The 15,516-nt window shown below is 63.8% G+C and carries 13 protein-coding genes; 6 read left to right on the forward strand and 7 right to left on the reverse strand.

Features of this window, described 5'->3' with window-relative positions:
* The 3 genes from AC2VON_RS13960 to AC2VON_RS13970 all read left to right on the forward strand — a co-directional run.
* Positions 1-2,674, forward strand: a 2,674-nt coding sequence (locus tag AC2VON_RS13960; RefSeq protein ID WP_486953508.1) for an MMPL/RND family transporter, incomplete at its 5' end; no start/stop codon positions are given.
* Between the two features lie 79 nt (positions 2,675-2,753).
* Positions 2,754-3,155, forward strand: a complete 402-nt coding sequence (locus tag AC2VON_RS13965) for a PaaI family thioesterase (protein ID WP_486953511.1) — start codon at positions 2,754-2,756, stop codon at positions 3,153-3,155.
* A 56-nt stretch (positions 3,156-3,211) separates the two neighbouring features.
* Positions 3,212-4,105, forward strand: coding sequence for an alpha/beta fold hydrolase (locus AC2VON_RS13970; protein WP_023870467.1), 894 nt, complete (start codon positions 3,212-3,214; stop codon positions 4,103-4,105).
* A gap of 116 nt (positions 4,106-4,221) precedes the next feature.
* Here the strand turns inward: AC2VON_RS13970 and AC2VON_RS13975 are convergent, their stop codons facing one another.
* Positions 4,222-4,644, reverse strand: coding sequence for a DUF6188 family protein (locus AC2VON_RS13975; protein WP_036473472.1), 423 nt, complete (start codon positions 4,642-4,644; stop codon positions 4,222-4,224).
* Between the two features lie 74 nt (positions 4,645-4,718).
* Positions 4,719-5,234 carry a TetR family transcriptional regulator gene (locus AC2VON_RS13980; RefSeq protein ID WP_486953509.1) on the reverse strand — a complete coding sequence of 172 codons (516 nt, stop codon included), beginning with the start codon at positions 5,232-5,234 and terminating at the stop codon, positions 4,719-4,721.
* 424 nt (positions 5,235-5,658) lie between these two features.
* On the opposite strand from AC2VON_RS13980, the gene AC2VON_RS13985 reads away from it, so the two are divergent.
* The 3 genes from AC2VON_RS13985 (at position 5,659) to AC2VON_RS13995 (ending at position 8,595) form a co-directional block, all read left to right on the forward strand.
* On the forward strand, positions 5,659-6,258 hold the full coding sequence (locus tag AC2VON_RS13985; protein ID WP_023870462.1) for a TetR family transcriptional regulator: 600 nt from the start codon (positions 5,659-5,661) through the stop codon (positions 6,256-6,258).
* Positions 6,259-6,526: 268 nt separating this feature from the next.
* Positions 6,527-7,111: a hypothetical protein gene (locus tag AC2VON_RS13990; RefSeq protein ID WP_036473470.1), complete on the forward strand. Its 585-nt coding sequence runs from the start codon at positions 6,527-6,529 to the stop codon at positions 7,109-7,111.
* Complete coding sequence (locus tag AC2VON_RS13995; RefSeq protein ID WP_036473468.1) at positions 7,108-8,595, forward strand: coiled-coil domain-containing protein; 1,488 nt, start codon at positions 7,108-7,110, stop codon at positions 8,593-8,595. The genes AC2VON_RS13990 and AC2VON_RS13995 overlap by 4 nt, the downstream gene beginning before the upstream one ends.
* 141 nt (positions 8,596-8,736) lie before the next feature.
* On the opposite strand, the gene AC2VON_RS14000 is transcribed toward AC2VON_RS13995, so the two are convergent.
* The 5 genes from AC2VON_RS14000 to eccCa form a co-directional block, all read right to left on the reverse strand.
* Complete coding sequence (locus AC2VON_RS14000; RefSeq protein WP_036473467.1) at positions 8,737-9,024, reverse strand: WXG100 family type VII secretion target; 288 nt, start codon at positions 9,022-9,024, stop codon at positions 8,737-8,739.
* Between the two features lie 56 nt (positions 9,025-9,080).
* On the reverse strand, positions 9,081-9,371 hold the full coding sequence (locus AC2VON_RS14005) for a WXG100 family type VII secretion target (RefSeq protein ID WP_036473466.1): 291 nt from the start codon (positions 9,369-9,371) through the stop codon (positions 9,081-9,083).
* 97 nt (positions 9,372-9,468) lie between these two features.
* Complete coding sequence (locus AC2VON_RS14010) at positions 9,469-10,788, reverse strand: PPE family protein (protein ID WP_036473464.1); 1,320 nt, start codon at positions 10,786-10,788, stop codon at positions 9,469-9,471.
* 27 nt (positions 10,789-10,815) lie between these two features.
* On the reverse strand, positions 10,816-11,133 hold the full coding sequence (locus tag AC2VON_RS14015) for a PE family protein (RefSeq protein ID WP_036473460.1): 318 nt from the start codon (positions 11,131-11,133) through the stop codon (positions 10,816-10,818).
* Positions 11,134-11,338: 205 nt separating this feature from the next.
* Positions 11,339-15,502 carry a type VII secretion protein EccCa gene (eccCa, locus tag AC2VON_RS14020; protein ID WP_064942974.1) on the reverse strand — a complete coding sequence of 1,388 codons (4,164 nt, stop codon included), beginning with the start codon at positions 15,500-15,502 and terminating at the stop codon, positions 11,339-11,341.
* Positions 15,503-15,516: the final 14 nt, after the last annotated feature.

Raw genomic sequence — 15,516 nt, forward strand, 5'->3', positions numbered from 1 at the left:
CAAGCATGTGCGACTGGTTCAGGATCTGTTGGCCGACCCGGTTACTGCCGGTCAGGCGGTGAGCCAGGACGGCAAGGCATGGTATCTGCCGGTCGGGATAGCGGGCACGCTCGGCGATCCCCGAGCGGCCGAATCCGTCCAAGCGGTGCGCGCTATCGCCGCCAATTCGTTTAGCGGTACCTCCACGACCGTCCGCGTAACCGGCCCTCCCGCGACGTTCAGCGATCAAATTGACTCGGCTGAGCAGGATTTGATTGTCGTCTCCGTCGTGACCGCGGGGCTGATCGCGCTGATTTTGCTGGTCATCTACAGGTCATTGTTTACCGCGTTGCTGCCACTGTTGGTTATCGGCGTCAGTCTGGGGGTAGGGCGTGGAGTGCTCTCGGGGCTGGGCGAAGCGGGAATGCCGGTATCGCAATTCACCATCGCGTTCATGACGGCGATTCTGTTGGGTGCCGGCACCGATTATTCGGTGTTTTTGATCAGCCGGTACCACGAGCAACGCCGCCAGGAGGTCTCGGCCGACCTCGCGGTGATCAATGCAACCGCCACCATCGGACGCGTGATCCTGGCCTCCGCGGCCACTGTGGCGTTTGCATTTTTAGCCATGGTGTTTGCAAAACTGAGCGTTTTTGGCGCGCTGGGCCCAGCGTGCGCGATCGCCGTCTTCGTCGGAGTCGCGGCCACCGTGACGTTGTTCCCACCGGTTTTGGCGCTGGCCGCTCAACACGGCATCGGCGAGCCCAAAGCCGACCGCACACGCCGCTACTGGAATTGGATCGCGGTGGCCGTAGTCCGCCGGCCCGGCCCATTGCTGGCCGCCAGCCTGGCTCTCGTGTTAGGGCTAGCGGCTGTGGCGCTGACCATGCGCATGAGCTACGACGACCGCCAAGGCCAGCCGCCCTCGACCGCCAGCAACGAGGGTTATCACCTGCTGGACAGACACTTTCGCAAAGATATTGTCATCACGCAGTTCATGGTCGTCGAATCACCGACCGATATGCGCACCGGTAAGGGCCTGGCCGACCTTGACGAAATGGCGTCTCGCGTGTCGCAATTGCCGGGTGTCACCAAAGTTTCCGGCGTCACCCGGCCCACCGGTGCGCGACTGGACCAGGCGCAGCTTTCTTGGCAGAACGGCCAGATCGGGACCAAGATGGCCGATGCCGTCGCCAAAGGAGACGCCCACAAGACCGATCTCACCAAACTCACCGGTGGCGCCGACCAACTCGCGGGCGGCTTGGCGCAACTTGACACTACCCTTCGCGCGGCGTTGACTCCGCTGACCGGGATCCTCAGCCAAGCCCAGTCCAGTGGGGCACAATTTCAGCGCTTTCGCCCGCTGCTGCAGCAGCTTTCGGCTACCACACCGACCATCGACCAAGCTATCCGAAGCGGGCCCGGCTTACGCCAAGAAGCTCAACAAGCCCAGAATGCGATCGCCACCATCGACCCGTTGGTTAATGCGCTCAATACATCCCCTTGGTGTGCCACCACACCCGAGTGTGCCCAGATCCGCGACCAGGTACGGATTCTAGTGACCTTGCGCGATGGCGGCTTTTTCAACCAGCTCGCCAACCTCGGCGACATGTACCAGCCGGGCGGCGATACGGCGGGGGGCACTATGGCAGACCTGCAGAACACGGTCACCTCGCTGAACAACGCGTTCGGAGCGCTCGGCGACCCCGCCGACATGGCCGGCAACATCCGCCGCCTCCAAAACGGCATCAGCCAGCTCGCGTCGGGCGCACAAGCCCTAGCTACTGGTGTGCACACCCTCGCCGACAGCAACATCGAAATGTTGTCCGGCATGGGTCAGATCGCCACGCAGCTACAGAATTCCGCGCGGTCTAGCGCCGGTTCGGACAACTCTAGCGGCTTTTACCTGCCCGCTAACGCCTTCGAGAATCGCCAGTTCTCCGATGTGGCGAAGCACTTTCTGTCTGCTGACGGCAAGACCGCGCGCTTTGCCATCGAATCCAGTTACAACCCCTACAGCAGCGAAGCGATGAATCTCGCGCAGAAGATCACCCGCGTTGCTGATGCCGCACGCCCTAACACCTCGCTGGCCAACGCACGGATTTCGATGGCCGGCTTCCCCGCCGTCAATTCCGATATCCAGCGCTTGCTGTCGGCCGACTTTCACCTACTGGCTTTCGCCACGCTCGTCATCGTCGGTTTGATCCTCGTCGTTCTGCTACGCGCCTTGGTGGCCCCGCTCTATCTGCTCGGTACAGTGGTACTCAACTACGGGGCCGCACTGGGCATCGGCACACTCGTCTTCCAATACGGCCTAGGCAAGGAAATCGCATGGCCCGTACCGCTTTTAGCGTTCATCATCTTGGTCGCGGTGGGCGCCGATTACAACATGCTGCTAATCTCGCGGTTACGCGAGGAATCTGCTCACAACGTTCGCGTCGGCGTGCTGCGCACGGTCGCGAACACCGGCTCAGTCATCACTTCGGCCGGGCTTATCTTCGCGGCCAGCATGTTCGGCCTTATGGTCGGTTCGGTCGCGATCATGATCCAAGCCGGACTCATCATCGGCTGCGGCCTACTCTTGGACACCTTCGTGGTCCGCACTCTCACGGTTCCCGCGATCGCCACATTGCTCGGTGAGGTCAGCTGGTGGCCTCAACGGAAGTCCTTGGCCCCACGCGGTAGAGCACGCTGACGATGACCTGTCACCCAAGGGACTGCATAGCGTGACCGGCGTGGACTTCGTCCGGTTCGACGAGCGAATCGCCGAGCAGATGCTCGGTGCGGCGGCGACTGCGGGTGGGCTGTCGACCTACCTGAACTTGCGCCATACCCAGCTAACCGCGGGACGATTAGTTGCCGAAATGGATGCCCGCGAGGACCTGCTTACACCGTTTGGGAATCTCCACGGCGGTTGTCTGTCCGCCATGGTTGACCACTGCCTCGGGGTGGTGTTCTATCCGGTCATGCCTGCAGGATGTTGCGTCGCCACAACAGAATTCAAGGTGAATTTGGTTCGACCTGTCTCGGGCGGAGTGTGCGTCGCCGTCGCTAACATCATTTCGTTGGGCAAGCGCAGCGGTGTAGCACGTATCGATATCACCAACAGCGGGATGCTTGTGTGCGCCGCTCAAGGCACCATTACCGTCATGCCGCCGAAAGAAACCAGGCAATGACTAAGGCCGTACATGCCTCTCATTAGGGGGCGTTCCGCCCGAGGGAAACGAACTACATGACCATTACTCAGGAGCGCATCCGCACGCGCGACGGCATCACCCTCGTGGCGGATTGTTACACGCACGCCACGACTGGTCCTGTGGTGTTGCTCCTCCATGGCGGCGGCCAAAACCGCCACGCCTGGGCCACCAGCGCGCGTCGCCTCCACGCCCATGGCTACACCGTCATCGCGTACGACACCCGCGGCCATGGCGACAGCGACTGGGACCCAAGCGGACAGTACGACGTCGAAAAGTTCGTATCCGATCTGCTCTCGGTACGAGACCACGTCAGCCCCGACGGTCCCCCCGCCGTCGTTGGCGCGTCGCTGGGCGGGCTGATCATCCTCGCTACCCACCAGCTGGCCTCACCCGACCTCTGGGCAGCCGTTGTCCTGGTCGACATCACCCCGCGAATGGAATTTGATGGGGCCCATCGCATCGTGTCATTTATGGCCGCACACCCCGACGGATTCCGCACGCTCGGTGATGCCGCCGATGTCATCGCCGAATACAACCCACGCCGCGCGCGACCCGAAAATCTCGATGGCCTGCACAAAGTTCTGCGCCAACGGAGCGACGGCCGATGGATCTGGCGCTGGGACCCCGCCTTCATCAGCTCCAACTTCGATGTCCTGCAAGGCAATCTCATGACCGGAAGCGAGGCATTCGACACCATCAGCGGATTTCTCGCCGAAGGAGCACGTCGAATCACGGCCCCAACGCTGCTCGTGCGCGGCGCACTTTCAGACGTCGTCTCCCAGGACACCGTCAACGAATTCCTCCAGCTCGTCCCGCACGCCGAAGCGACGGACGTCACCGGGACCGGTCATATGGTTGCCGGCGACAACAACGACGCGTTCACCGGCGCTGTCACCGACTTCCTCGACCGCACAATGGGGATGGCATGAGGATCCAAGCGTTGGACGCGACCCGCACTGCTATTGATCCTCGTTGAATTCGACGAATCCGGCCGCCATTACGACTAAGAGCCCTAGATGGTTCCCTACGTCCTGCATGTAGCGAATTACGTATTATCCGAGTCGTCCTCTTCGGCAGAAAGGTCGTGCCGAACCGCTCGGACTCGGCCCCGAGGCAGACACGCCATGTAGCCGTGCCGTTTGCCATAGAGTTCCCACGCGGTCGCTGCCGCGTCTGGGGGGACATCGATGCGGTGTCCACCGGAGAACCCGAGATGGAGCGACCCGTCATCATCGAACCAGGCCCGCGTGCATACCGCTCCGGCCAGGTCCAACAACGTCCGCTCTTCAGGCGAAAGGTGGGCAGGGTCGATCAACACCTCTTCCTCGGGCCAGGCTCCTACTGCAGGAAGCGTCAACCGCATCGGCCGGGAGATTACGAGCTCGCTGTAATCGTCGAGGTCGAGTACCAGGCCTTCTTTCAGTGAGACTCGCTGGACAGTGCACTGCTCGATCCATTGTGTGTGCATAGCCGCTCCCTTCGACACGTCAGCGGAGCCACACTTATAATACTGATCGTATCGCAGCGATACGATCGGTATCGCTATAGGTTGCCAGCACCCTCCCATGCATCCAGAACACGCCGTGTAGCTCTGTTGATGCACTTGCGTGTCTGCTCCGCTGTCGCCCGGCCGCCGACGAAGGCCATCAGGTTGGCCAGCCAGATATCAGCGATGAGGCTGGCAATCTGTCGCTCGTAGATTCCTTCCGTGCCGCCACTGAGTGCCCGTGCCAGCATGCTTTCGATCAGGTCGGCGGCATGTTGCGCCCCCAGAGCTTCATCGGTGTCAGCAATAATGAATGCGCGCATCACGGCCTCGGTGAGCTTCGCATTTTGCTGCCATTCGTCGTGAAGTCGGCGAGTCAAGGATTCCACTCGCCGAATCGGGGATGCCGCACACGTGCTCCAGTCGCGTTCTTGATCCAGCCGCACAAATTCACGGGCGAGTAGCGTCACCAACAGGTGGGTCTTCGACGTGAAATGGTCACACACCGACCCGACCGTGACGCCGGCCTGCTTGGCGACCGATTTGAAGTGGACCGCCTTGAAGCCGCCCAACGTTGCGACCACCTGGGTGGCATCGAGGATTGCTGCGTTGCTCGCGGTGTGCCTCCCAGGGCGTGACATCGCGGCCTCTGACTCAGCCAACAAGACACACACACCTCTCCTCGAGGATGGACCTAGCAACCTGAGGCTTGCGACGTGCCATTTTCCAGTGGAACGCCGGCAACCGGGACAGCGCCGTGAACGGCAGGCGCGAGCGCACTGTCTGGCGAGGGATTTAGCGGGCGCCTGGGGCCGCGGCTGCTCGCGAATATTCGTGGGGCAGCCGCTATTTCCCATGCAATCCGCGTCACCTGCCACGGTCCCCGACATCGCGACACCAGCAATAGATCCCCTAGTACTGTTGGTTTCGCTACGCTACTGTTCGTACAGTAACTCAGGAAGCAGCCTGGAATGTCGGATTGACGAAGGCGATGTCATGCCCTCCGCAAATACTGGCTCGTTAAGGGACCGGCGCCGCGCCGAGCTGTTCTCGCAGATCCAGGGCACCGCACACCAACTTTTTGCCGAACGTGGATTTGCTGCCGTGACCACCGAGGACATCGCTGCCGCTGCGGGGATATCCATCAGTACTTACTTCCGCTACGCGCCTACGAAGGAAGATTTGCTAATCGCGCCGTTGCGGCAAACGGTCGCCGAAATCGTTGCGGCCTACGGCGCTCAGCCATCGGACCAATCGGCAGCCGACGCGCTGATCGCGTTGTTTGCCGAAACCGCCTGGGACAAAACCAATCCGAACCCGCACTACTGGCAACAAGCCATGCTGACCGCCCCCCACCTACTGAGCGAACCGGCGCTGATCAGCGACAACGATGACCGCAAGTTCATCGAGCTCGTCGCTACAAGGATGGGCATCGATGCGGGATCCGACATCCGTCCCTCGCTGCTGGTCCACACGGGGTTGGCCACCGCACAATTCATACTTCGGCGCTGGCTGAGCGCAGACATTAAGACACATCCACCGCTGCACGTTCAGTTGGAACAGGCCTTGAGAATTACGCTGGCAGGATTCGACTAGGGCAGACTACTTTGAACCCCGGGGCATACGGTTGGCCAGGCAGACGGAATCTGATCCCGTCACAATCTTTGCCTGGGGCCCCACGGACACCGCTCGCCACGACCGCCCGCAGGGCGGCAACCAACTAGCCCAGCGACCCAACACGCTCACCCGATTAAACGAACCCAGCAAAGCCATAATCGCGATTAAAGAGCGCGACGTATCGCTAGTGTGAACGCTATGCCGAGCGCAATCGATGACACCCTTACCACCTGCGCCAACACGCACAATGAATAGGGAACTGCCCCCGGCGCGCGACTTCCTGGTCTCAGGCGGGTTCGGTGGCGCGGCAGCACTAGTCGCCGTACTCATCTTGGCCCTGATCGCGGTGGTGGCGCTGCGCCAGGCTGCCAAAAGGTTCCGCCTGCTATCCGAACAGCGGGAACGCCACCACCAGGAGCTTCGGGACGACGAACGGCACGCGGCGGCGATCAAGGAATGCCGTGAGCGCCTGGCGTGGGTCGTGGACAAAGGCAGCATGGAGCCGGCCGCGGCCGCGGATGCCACCGTGGGATTCGGGCCAGAGCTGGCGCTGACGGTTCTACAAGGCCTGCTCAGTGAGGCACGCCAGCTCGAAGACGCCACCTTGGCGGCCGCCGCAGCGGTGCAGCTCAAGCAATTCTCGCGGGTGCTGGCTCAACAAGGCAGCGCACTGCTGGCAACCGCCGACGCCGCGGCACCCGCGGCCGCCACTGGCGCTGACGAACCATCCAGCCCTGAGCCGGATCACCCACCGCTTGAGGTTGCCGCAGATGAAACGCCCAGCGCTTCACGCCAGCAGGCCAGCACGGGCGGCAGAAGGCGGCGCCGATGACCACGTTGCAGCAACACATCGAGGACCTCGATATCGAGGAGTGGGCCGCGTTGACCAAACGCGCTGCCATGGCCGCGGTGGCCGCCGCTGAACAGCTCGGGATACCCGCGTCCGAAGAGCTCGCCAGGGTCGCGGCGATGAGTGAACGTGAGCTCGTCGACCACCGCAACCGCTTCGGCTCGAGCCCCAAGCGCCTGTCCCCGCTGATGCGGCTCGTCCAAGCAGACCAGCTACGCGTCTCGGCCGAGCGTCAGGCCCGCCAAGCCGAGCAGGACAAGCAGGATGCTGATGCGGCCGCGCAGATGGCCCGAGATGAAGCTGCGCAGTCCGCCCGTGTGGCTCAGGACGCCCGGGAACGCGTGCGCGCAATCCAAGCTGAGGCCGCACGCAAGGACGCAGAGCGCGCCGATCAACGGCTGGGCGAACAGCAGGCCTTGCAGCAGTTGCGCGGCGAACTCGAACAAGCACACGCCGACCACGCCAGCGAATTAGCCGCAGCACACGAACGGACCCGCGCCGCAGAAGCACGCGCACAACAACGCGCTACCGAACGCGCCACCGAACGCGCGAGCACCCAACAAGCCCTCGAGGAGCTCCGCGGCCAACTCGAGCAGGCACACGCCGACCACGCCAGCGAACTGGCCGCAGCACACGAACGGACCCGCGCCGCAGAAGCACGCGCACAACAACGCGCCACCGAACGCGCCACCGAACGCGCAAGCACCCAACAAGCCCTCGAGGAGCTCCGCGGCCAACTCGAACGTGCCCAGGCCGACCACGCCACGGAGTTGGCCGCAGCACGCGGTCAGGCCGAGGGGCAGGTAGCGGCGGCCCGCCAAGCCGCTGATGAGCGGATCGCGCAGGCGCTCGCGGACGCCGAGGCTGCGACAGCTCAGGCGCAGGCAGACGTTGAGCGCATCGGCGCGGAGGCGGAGTCGCGGGTGGCCGCGGCGCATGAGCATGCCGAGCGGCAGGTCGCGGCGGCCCGCCAAGCCGCCGACGAACGAGTCGCGCGGGCACGAGCGGACGCCCAGGCGGCTGTTCTCGCGGAACCGGGACAGCTGGGGCTTGCCTTGAGCGTCCCTATTCCGACAGCGGAGCTGCGGGCGCACACAGGGCCGATCGAAGAGGCGTTGGCCGCGGTCCGCGAGATCGACTATCTGCTCGAAGCCGGTGTGGCCGACCAGCAAGCGCGTCAACCGTGGGACATTGAGCGAGTGCGCGTCTTGGTGCACACAGTCGCGCAGCAAGCCTGGGATTTGGCTCAGCAGTTGCGCGGTCTGCCGGCGCGGTACAGCGCTGCACCGCAGGTGCAGGCCGCCGACAGCTACGCCAGCGCTGCAGCCAGTGTCTATAGCGCGTTCCTGCAGCGCATTGCTGCCGCTAACGAGCGCCTGGCCAGCCGCGGTGACAGCCGTGATTCCGATGTCGTGGACGTGGTCGCTGCCATGTTGGACGACCACCCGTGGCGAACCGCCGGCTAACAGGTCGTAGCGGGAGCCGCCTTCAGCAACGAGCTGCCCACGTGGGCGAGCAGTCGCCGGCGCCGCATAACACGCAGGTGGGGCGGCCACCTTGTATCGGTGACCGCCCCACCTGTCTGTGTTGGAGCTAGTTGCGCCGGGTCAGACCCACTTGGCGGCTTCGTTCTGGTCGTAGTTCATCATGTTCATCGTGTTCTGCTCGTGGATCTCGACCAGGTTGTTGTGGCGCTGAGCGAGCTCCTCTTGCGCCTGGTTCCACTGGCTCAGCCACTGGTTGGCGGTCTGACCGGTGTCGCCTTGCCAGTTGGCGGCCAAGGCGGCCTGCTCGGTGCCGATGGTGGAACCGATCGAGCGCAGAGATGCGTTGTGGGTCCGCATCTCGCCGACGTGCGCGAGCATCGCCGGGTACTGGTAAGTGATTTGGCTCATGAGATGTACCTTTCGCTTCGTCTAGTGGATGTGTAGCCGGGGTTACCCCCGGGCTGCTACATGACGTATTCGCCGGCCGCGTTGGAGTCGGCGGTGGTGTAGGTGGTCGCGCCTTCGTGCACGTTCTGCTCGGCGATGGCCAGCAGCGCGTTGACCTTGTTGGCGCTTTCGACGAAGCGGGCGTGAGCCGCTTGGAAGGCCATCGCCGAGTCGCCCTTGTGGAAGGCCTGGGCGGCCTGGGCGGATTGCTCAGCGGCGGCCAGGGTGCTCTTGTAGATGGCCACGTTCTGACCGAAGCTGTTTCCGGCAGAGACCATGGCTGGAACGTTGGTGTCAAGCAGTCCCATTGTCGGTGTCCTTTCTTGGCGTACCGATGTTGATTTTTCGGTGGTAGTTGGGCTTGTCGTGAGTTGATGCGATCCGCAGTGCGTGGGTGAAGGCGTCCTAGCGGGTCATTGCGTACGCCTCCTTTTCGCTGTCGGCGTCCTCGTCGACAGCGTCGTCGGCGTAGGTGTTGACCCGTTGACCGCGGGCTCGGGTGTTGTGGACGCCGCCGCCCATCATGCCGCCGCCAGCACCACTGCCGCTGGAGCCGGCGGCGCCGGGGAGTCCGGTGGCAACAGGGGTGATGGCACGCGCGCCATTGGCCAGCGACGAGGTGGTGCTTGGCGCCGCACCCCAGGTGGAGGGCATCAACGGTCTGCTGGGCCCGCTGCCGAATGCACCGCCGGCCAGGCTGGTCATCCCGGCAGGGTTGAACCCTGCGAGGGCACCCGTGCCGGCGAAGCCGACCGGCACCGACTGCTGTCCCAGGGAGCTGCCCCCTCCGCTGAATTGGCCCAGCAAGCTGCTCAATTGCTGGGGTGCCTGCAACAGTTGTTGGGGGGCTTGGGTCAGCAGTTGTCCGGGGCCTTGGGTGAGCCCCTGGGCGGCTTGCGGGCCGATGGATGCGGCTTGCTGCAGGAAGCTGCCGGCCATGTTTTGGGTCAGCCCCTGCTCGGCGGTGCCGTCTTGGTTGCCGACCCCTTGTGCTTGATTTTGCGCCGGTGGCAGTTTGTCCGTGACCGATGCCGGGCTGCTCGCGGCTTTGCCGGCGAGCAGCTTGTCACTGGCAATATCGGAGCCGGTTGCCGCGCCGCCACCGGTGGTGCCACACCCGGCGGTATGGAATCCCGCTGTGACGGCGGTCGCCAAACCGGCTTCCCCGGTACCGACGCTCAAGGTGACCGGAGACATCGGGGTGGGGGGTATGGAGGTTGCGGCGGCGCTCGAGGCGCCATCCCAGGTGCTCATCACATCGGCGGCCAGCTGCCACATGCGCTGATAGTCGGCCTCATTGAGTCCGATCGGAATGGTGTTGACGCCCATGAAGTTGGTGCCGATCAGCACGCCGTGAACGAAGTGGTTTTCGAACAATTCCCCTAGGGTCGGCATCGCGCCGACAGCGCCCTCGTAGGCTGCTGCGATCTCGCCGTGGGATGCGGCCGTGAACGCCGCCTTGGCTGCGACGTCGGCCAGCCACAACAGCATCGGCTGGTGAGCGGCGACGAACTGGGTGGCTGCCTCGCCTTGATACTGGGATTCGACCGCCGCGATGATCCCTTCGAGTTCGGCCAGGGCCGCCATGTATTCCGCACTCAGATGCGTCCACGACGTTCCCGCGGCGGTGATTCCCGCCGCGGTCGCGCCGGCGTTGAGCAACGCCGAATGGACTTCGGGCGGCGCCGCCACCCAAATCTGGGCTAGGACCGTATCGAAGGACATGGGTGCACGCTTCGCAGATAACCGAAGTTAGACGCTGATGCCGGCGTTAGCCGCGTAGGCGCCGGCCTGGATGCCGTCGACGAGGGTGTAGCCGATACCGGATTCGCCGACGCCTTCTGAAGAGGCAGCTAGCTGGGTGTTGCCCATGCCAGCCATCGCCTGGTGCGACACGCCCTCAGCGACTAGGGATGCAGCGGTTTTCACCGACACCGCGTCTGCGCCAGGCGGCAGAATGGCCCCGGTGGCCACAGCATGGGCGGCGTTGGTGCCCAAAAGACGAGCGGTCAGTGCAGCCACCTGAGCTGAAGCGGCTGCCAGCGCTTCGGGTGTGACATCAACAAGCATGGAACAACATCCCCTCTGGTTTCACTATGTGCGATTGTTCCTGTAGTAATTGTCGCTGCCCCGCCTCAGTGCGGCCACCGACAATTCGCCTCCCCGTGGCGGTCCGGTTGAGAGCACGGTACCGCCAACACATGACAACTGCCTGTTATTGCATCAGGTGCAACTAACACGCTAACACCTCTATCGTGCACATTTAACATTCCGGTTACATTCGGTCGGGCATCGCCAACTGCGCATATCCCTCGTTTTGACCGCCGCTGGCCAGGACATAGCCGCGGCCTGGATCGAGGTCCTGGAATTTCATTCCACCGACCTTGTCGTTGACCGCTGTAGAACCCAGCATGATGCGGACGGCGTTTTGGTTGGCCAATTGACCCGGCACTGAATTGGGCGACATTTCCGCAGCAGCGGCTCCTTGGGCCCGGTGGGTCATGATCACCCGCAACCCCACCTCGTTGGCAGAGGCGAAATGGCGCAGCATCGGCTGCCAGGTCTGCACCATCCGACCTGATCCACTGGCCGGGACACCGCCGGCGGGGACGTGGTCATAAATCTGCTGCTGGGCGGGAATGGCGTCGAGGTCGTCGACGAAGAGGTAGATCAGCGCCCCTTGCAATTTCCAGGCCCGCTTTTCTTCCCAGGGCAGATCCTTCGGCGGTGTCCTGCCGTCGAGGACGTGCGCCATCTGCTCGAGGCGTTGGGCCATGGAGGCGAAGTCGGTCTCGTAGTAGTCCTCGCCCTCGATGAGCCGGGCGGTCTCTGCGCTGAGCCCAAGCCCCCTGTCGAAGACGCACACAATCGCTTGCTCGGGGCCCGAGCGGCGGGCGACCACGCTGCGTAGCAGGTGGGTGAGGAACGTCGTCTTGCCCTTCTCGTCGTCGCCGTAGACGCCCACGAGGGGGCTTCGGGTGAAGTCGTGCACCAAGGGCTGCAGGTCTCGGCCACGCAGGCCCAGGGCGAACTGCTCTCCGTCGAGCCGATCTTGACCGAGGCCGCTAACGGTGACCACTGCGGGCAGCAGTTGCGGGCACGGCACCGCGGGGTGGCCTGCGTAGTGCTGGGACACGGTGGCCACGGTTTCGCGCACCTTCTCGTCCAGGTTGTCCATGCTGGGCTGGCCGTCGAGGCGACCCACCGCGAAGCGGATGACATCACCGACACCGTTGATGCCGCGACCCAGATCGTGCTTGGGGATGCGGTCTTGCGGTCGGATCATCTCGTCGGTCTTCTGCGGCTTGATTTGGGAGTCCGACGCTTGGGAGAGTTTCAGCTCGAAGCGGGTGTTGATGTGGTTTTGCACCTCGTTGCCGAACTTCAACCAGCTAGCCGCCGAGATCAGCACATGCAGGCCTCGCCCGGCGGTGGCCAACCGTTCCACGCTCTTGAGGTGCGGGTTCTTCGGATTCAGCAGCGTGGTGTTGTCGTCGAGGAAGTTGTCCCAGCCGTCGACCACCAAGAACAGGTCGGTGGGGTAGCCGTCGTCGAGTCCTGGCTCATCGCCTTGGCTTCGGCGCCGCCGGAACTCACCGAGCGAGCCGATGTTGTACTGGTCGAAGATCCGCCGCCGGCGCGCGATGACGGCCTCGAGGTCGCCGAAGATCCGCAAGTTCAGTTCATTGCGCTCGTTGCCGCCGATCGCGCCGATATGGGGCAGGCCGTTGAGCGTCCCCACCGCGGGCCCGCCGTAGCTCATCACGTAGAACCCCACGTCGCGCGGGGAGTGGCGGGCGGCTGCGGACAAGATGAAGGTCTGCACCGCCATCGATGCTTCCTCTTTGCGCATTCCCAGGATCGACACGTTGCCGTCATCGACGCTGTAACTGAGCAGGCTGTGGGTCAGCTGGCGAGGCCGATCGATTTTGCCCAGCGGCCAGCACGGGGCCGCTGACGGTGCGGCCGCGTCGGCAGCAGCGGCCTCGGTCAGCACGGCGTCCAGCGGGATCGGCTCATCTAGCGGCGGTGACCACAGCTGCGGTGAGGGCTTACCGTAGGCGGCGGCCAGCTGCGGCCCGACGGTCAACACCAGCGACCGCGGCGGCCCCTCGATCACCGATTCGCCGGCGATTTCCTCTTCGATCACGGTGTCGGGGTCAGGCTCGACCCGACCGGCGGTGAACACCCGCGCGCGGGGCTTGGCGTTGATCACCTTGCGGCTGATGGTGGTCGGCGGCTCGTAGCGGGCAGGGAGCATGAAGCCGCGGTATTTCATCGGCTCGGCACCAGGCGCGCGCACGAAATAGCCTGTCCCTTTGACGTTTTTGCCGTCGGGAATGTGGTAGGCGTCGCCGTTGCCGATCACTTGCCGCGAGATGGATTCGCTGGCGACCTTCAACCCGATGCGGTAGTTGGTGTTCTTGTCGATGTCCTTGATGTGGCCCTGGTCGAGGGTCTGGCTGGCAAACAGAAAGAAGATCCCTTGCGAGCGGCCTTTGCGGCACACGGTGTCGAACACCTTGGCCATCTCCGGATGCTCCCTGAGCAGCAGTGAGAACTCGTCAATGATCACGAACAAGAACGGAATCGGTGGGAGGTCTTTGCCGGCGGCGGTGGCCCGCGCCTCGTTGTATTCTCGCAGCGACTCAAACGCCGCGCCTCTGATTCGGCGACCGGCGTGAGCAAACGCGACACCGCGCTGGTCGAGCAGTCCCAGGCAGGTCTCACCGAACCGCTCGACGTGGGATCTCTTTTCCTCGAGGTTGGTGATGACAGCAACCGCGTGCGGGTAACCGGCGAAGCCGTCGAAGCCGGCACCGTCTTTGAAGTCGACGAGGATGGCCTGCACGACGTCGGGGGAGTGGTGCGCAAAAAGGGTGAACACCAACGTTTTCAGCGACGTGGACTTGCCTGAACCGGTCATGCCGATCATCAGCCCGTGCGGCCCGTTGCCGCCGTCGGCTTCGTCTTTGAGGTCAAGCATCTGCGGTGCTCCGCTGGGCTGCAATCCCAGCGGAACCCGCAACATCGGTGACAGATCCACTGGCTCTCCGGTGCCCACGGGCAGCATCCGTGGTGCCCACAGCGACTCGACGTCCAGCTTGGCGGCGTTGGTGATCCCCAGCAACGCCAGCAGATTCTGCGCGGCTGCCGATTCGGCATTTTGCCGGCTGGTCGGCGCCGCGTCCCACTTCGACATTTGCCGAGCCACGTGCCGGGAGACGTGCGCGTCGAGCACGTCTGGCTCGGCGCAAAAGGTCTGCCAGCGAAAGTTCTGCCACGTGTCCATTTGCACCGCGGCGGCGCCGTCGTGGGCGTCACGGCCTACCCGCAGCAGCAGCTCGCGCGAGTGGGGCGCGTAATCGCGGTCTGGGCCGGCGGTCGCGCGATAGACGATCACCGTGACGCCGTCGCGTGCGGCGATGCGCCGCACGACCTCGTGCGGGGCGCCGGGGTCATCGACGACGACCACGACGTGTTTGTGCGATTTGCTCACCGCCGCCGAGTCTGTGTTTCCTTTGTCGTCGACGACCTTGTCGCGATCTTTGATCAGCGGGCTCAGCATGGTCTCGACGTCACGCAACGAGATGCCGAGCAACCGTGCTGGTCCGGCGCCGTCGATGTCGTGGCTTTCGGTGTGCGGCAACCACTTCGCCCAGTTCCATTGCGACTCCAGCCGCGGCGAGGCCACCGCCAAAGCGATGTCGTTGGGGGTGTGCCAGCACACCAGTTGCGCGATCCAGGCCCGCAGGATCGCCCCGAAAACAACCTGGTCACCGTAGACGGTGATCATGCCGAAGCCGGCCAGGTCAATCGCCTTGGGGCAGTGGGGAATCGATTGCTGCACGGCCCGTAGATGCTGCAGCGCCGTGTAGGTGACCGGTTCCAGATCGAGTTCGGACTCAACGGGTTTGACCTTGATTTTGCTCTGCAGGCGCACCTCGTCACGTCCGACGCGCACGTGCAGATAGTCTGGGTCTGTAGCGCCGCGTTCCCACATTCGAGGTGATCCAATCACCGCTTCTAGCACCTCGGGGTCTGGGTGTGACCACTCCGCGCTAGCTTTCTGTGTGGCCGCGACCTCCCGGATTTCTTCACCTTTGCCCGACAGCCAGCGCAAGTACTCCGCGCGTTCGGAATTGACTTCGGGCGTCGACATTTCGCTGGTGCCGCCCTGGGCCTGCATGGACTGAAACAGCGCGATCACCATCATGGCGACAAAGAACAGGTACATCGGCTGCATCTGCCGGTACCCAGTCATGAACATGAAGATCACCATGACGACCATCGACGCGCCGAAAACCCAGGGCAGCGCCTTCTTGAGGGCGCCGACTTCCACGGTGCGTGGCAGCTCCGGCGGGGGGTTGAGGGTGAAATCCTTGGCCTTGTGCTGGGGGCCGGCCACGCGGCGCCGATGGGGGAATCGTTCTCGCATCAGGGCTCTCCATT

Source organism: Mycobacterium sp. TH-M82, assembly GCF_057473605.1.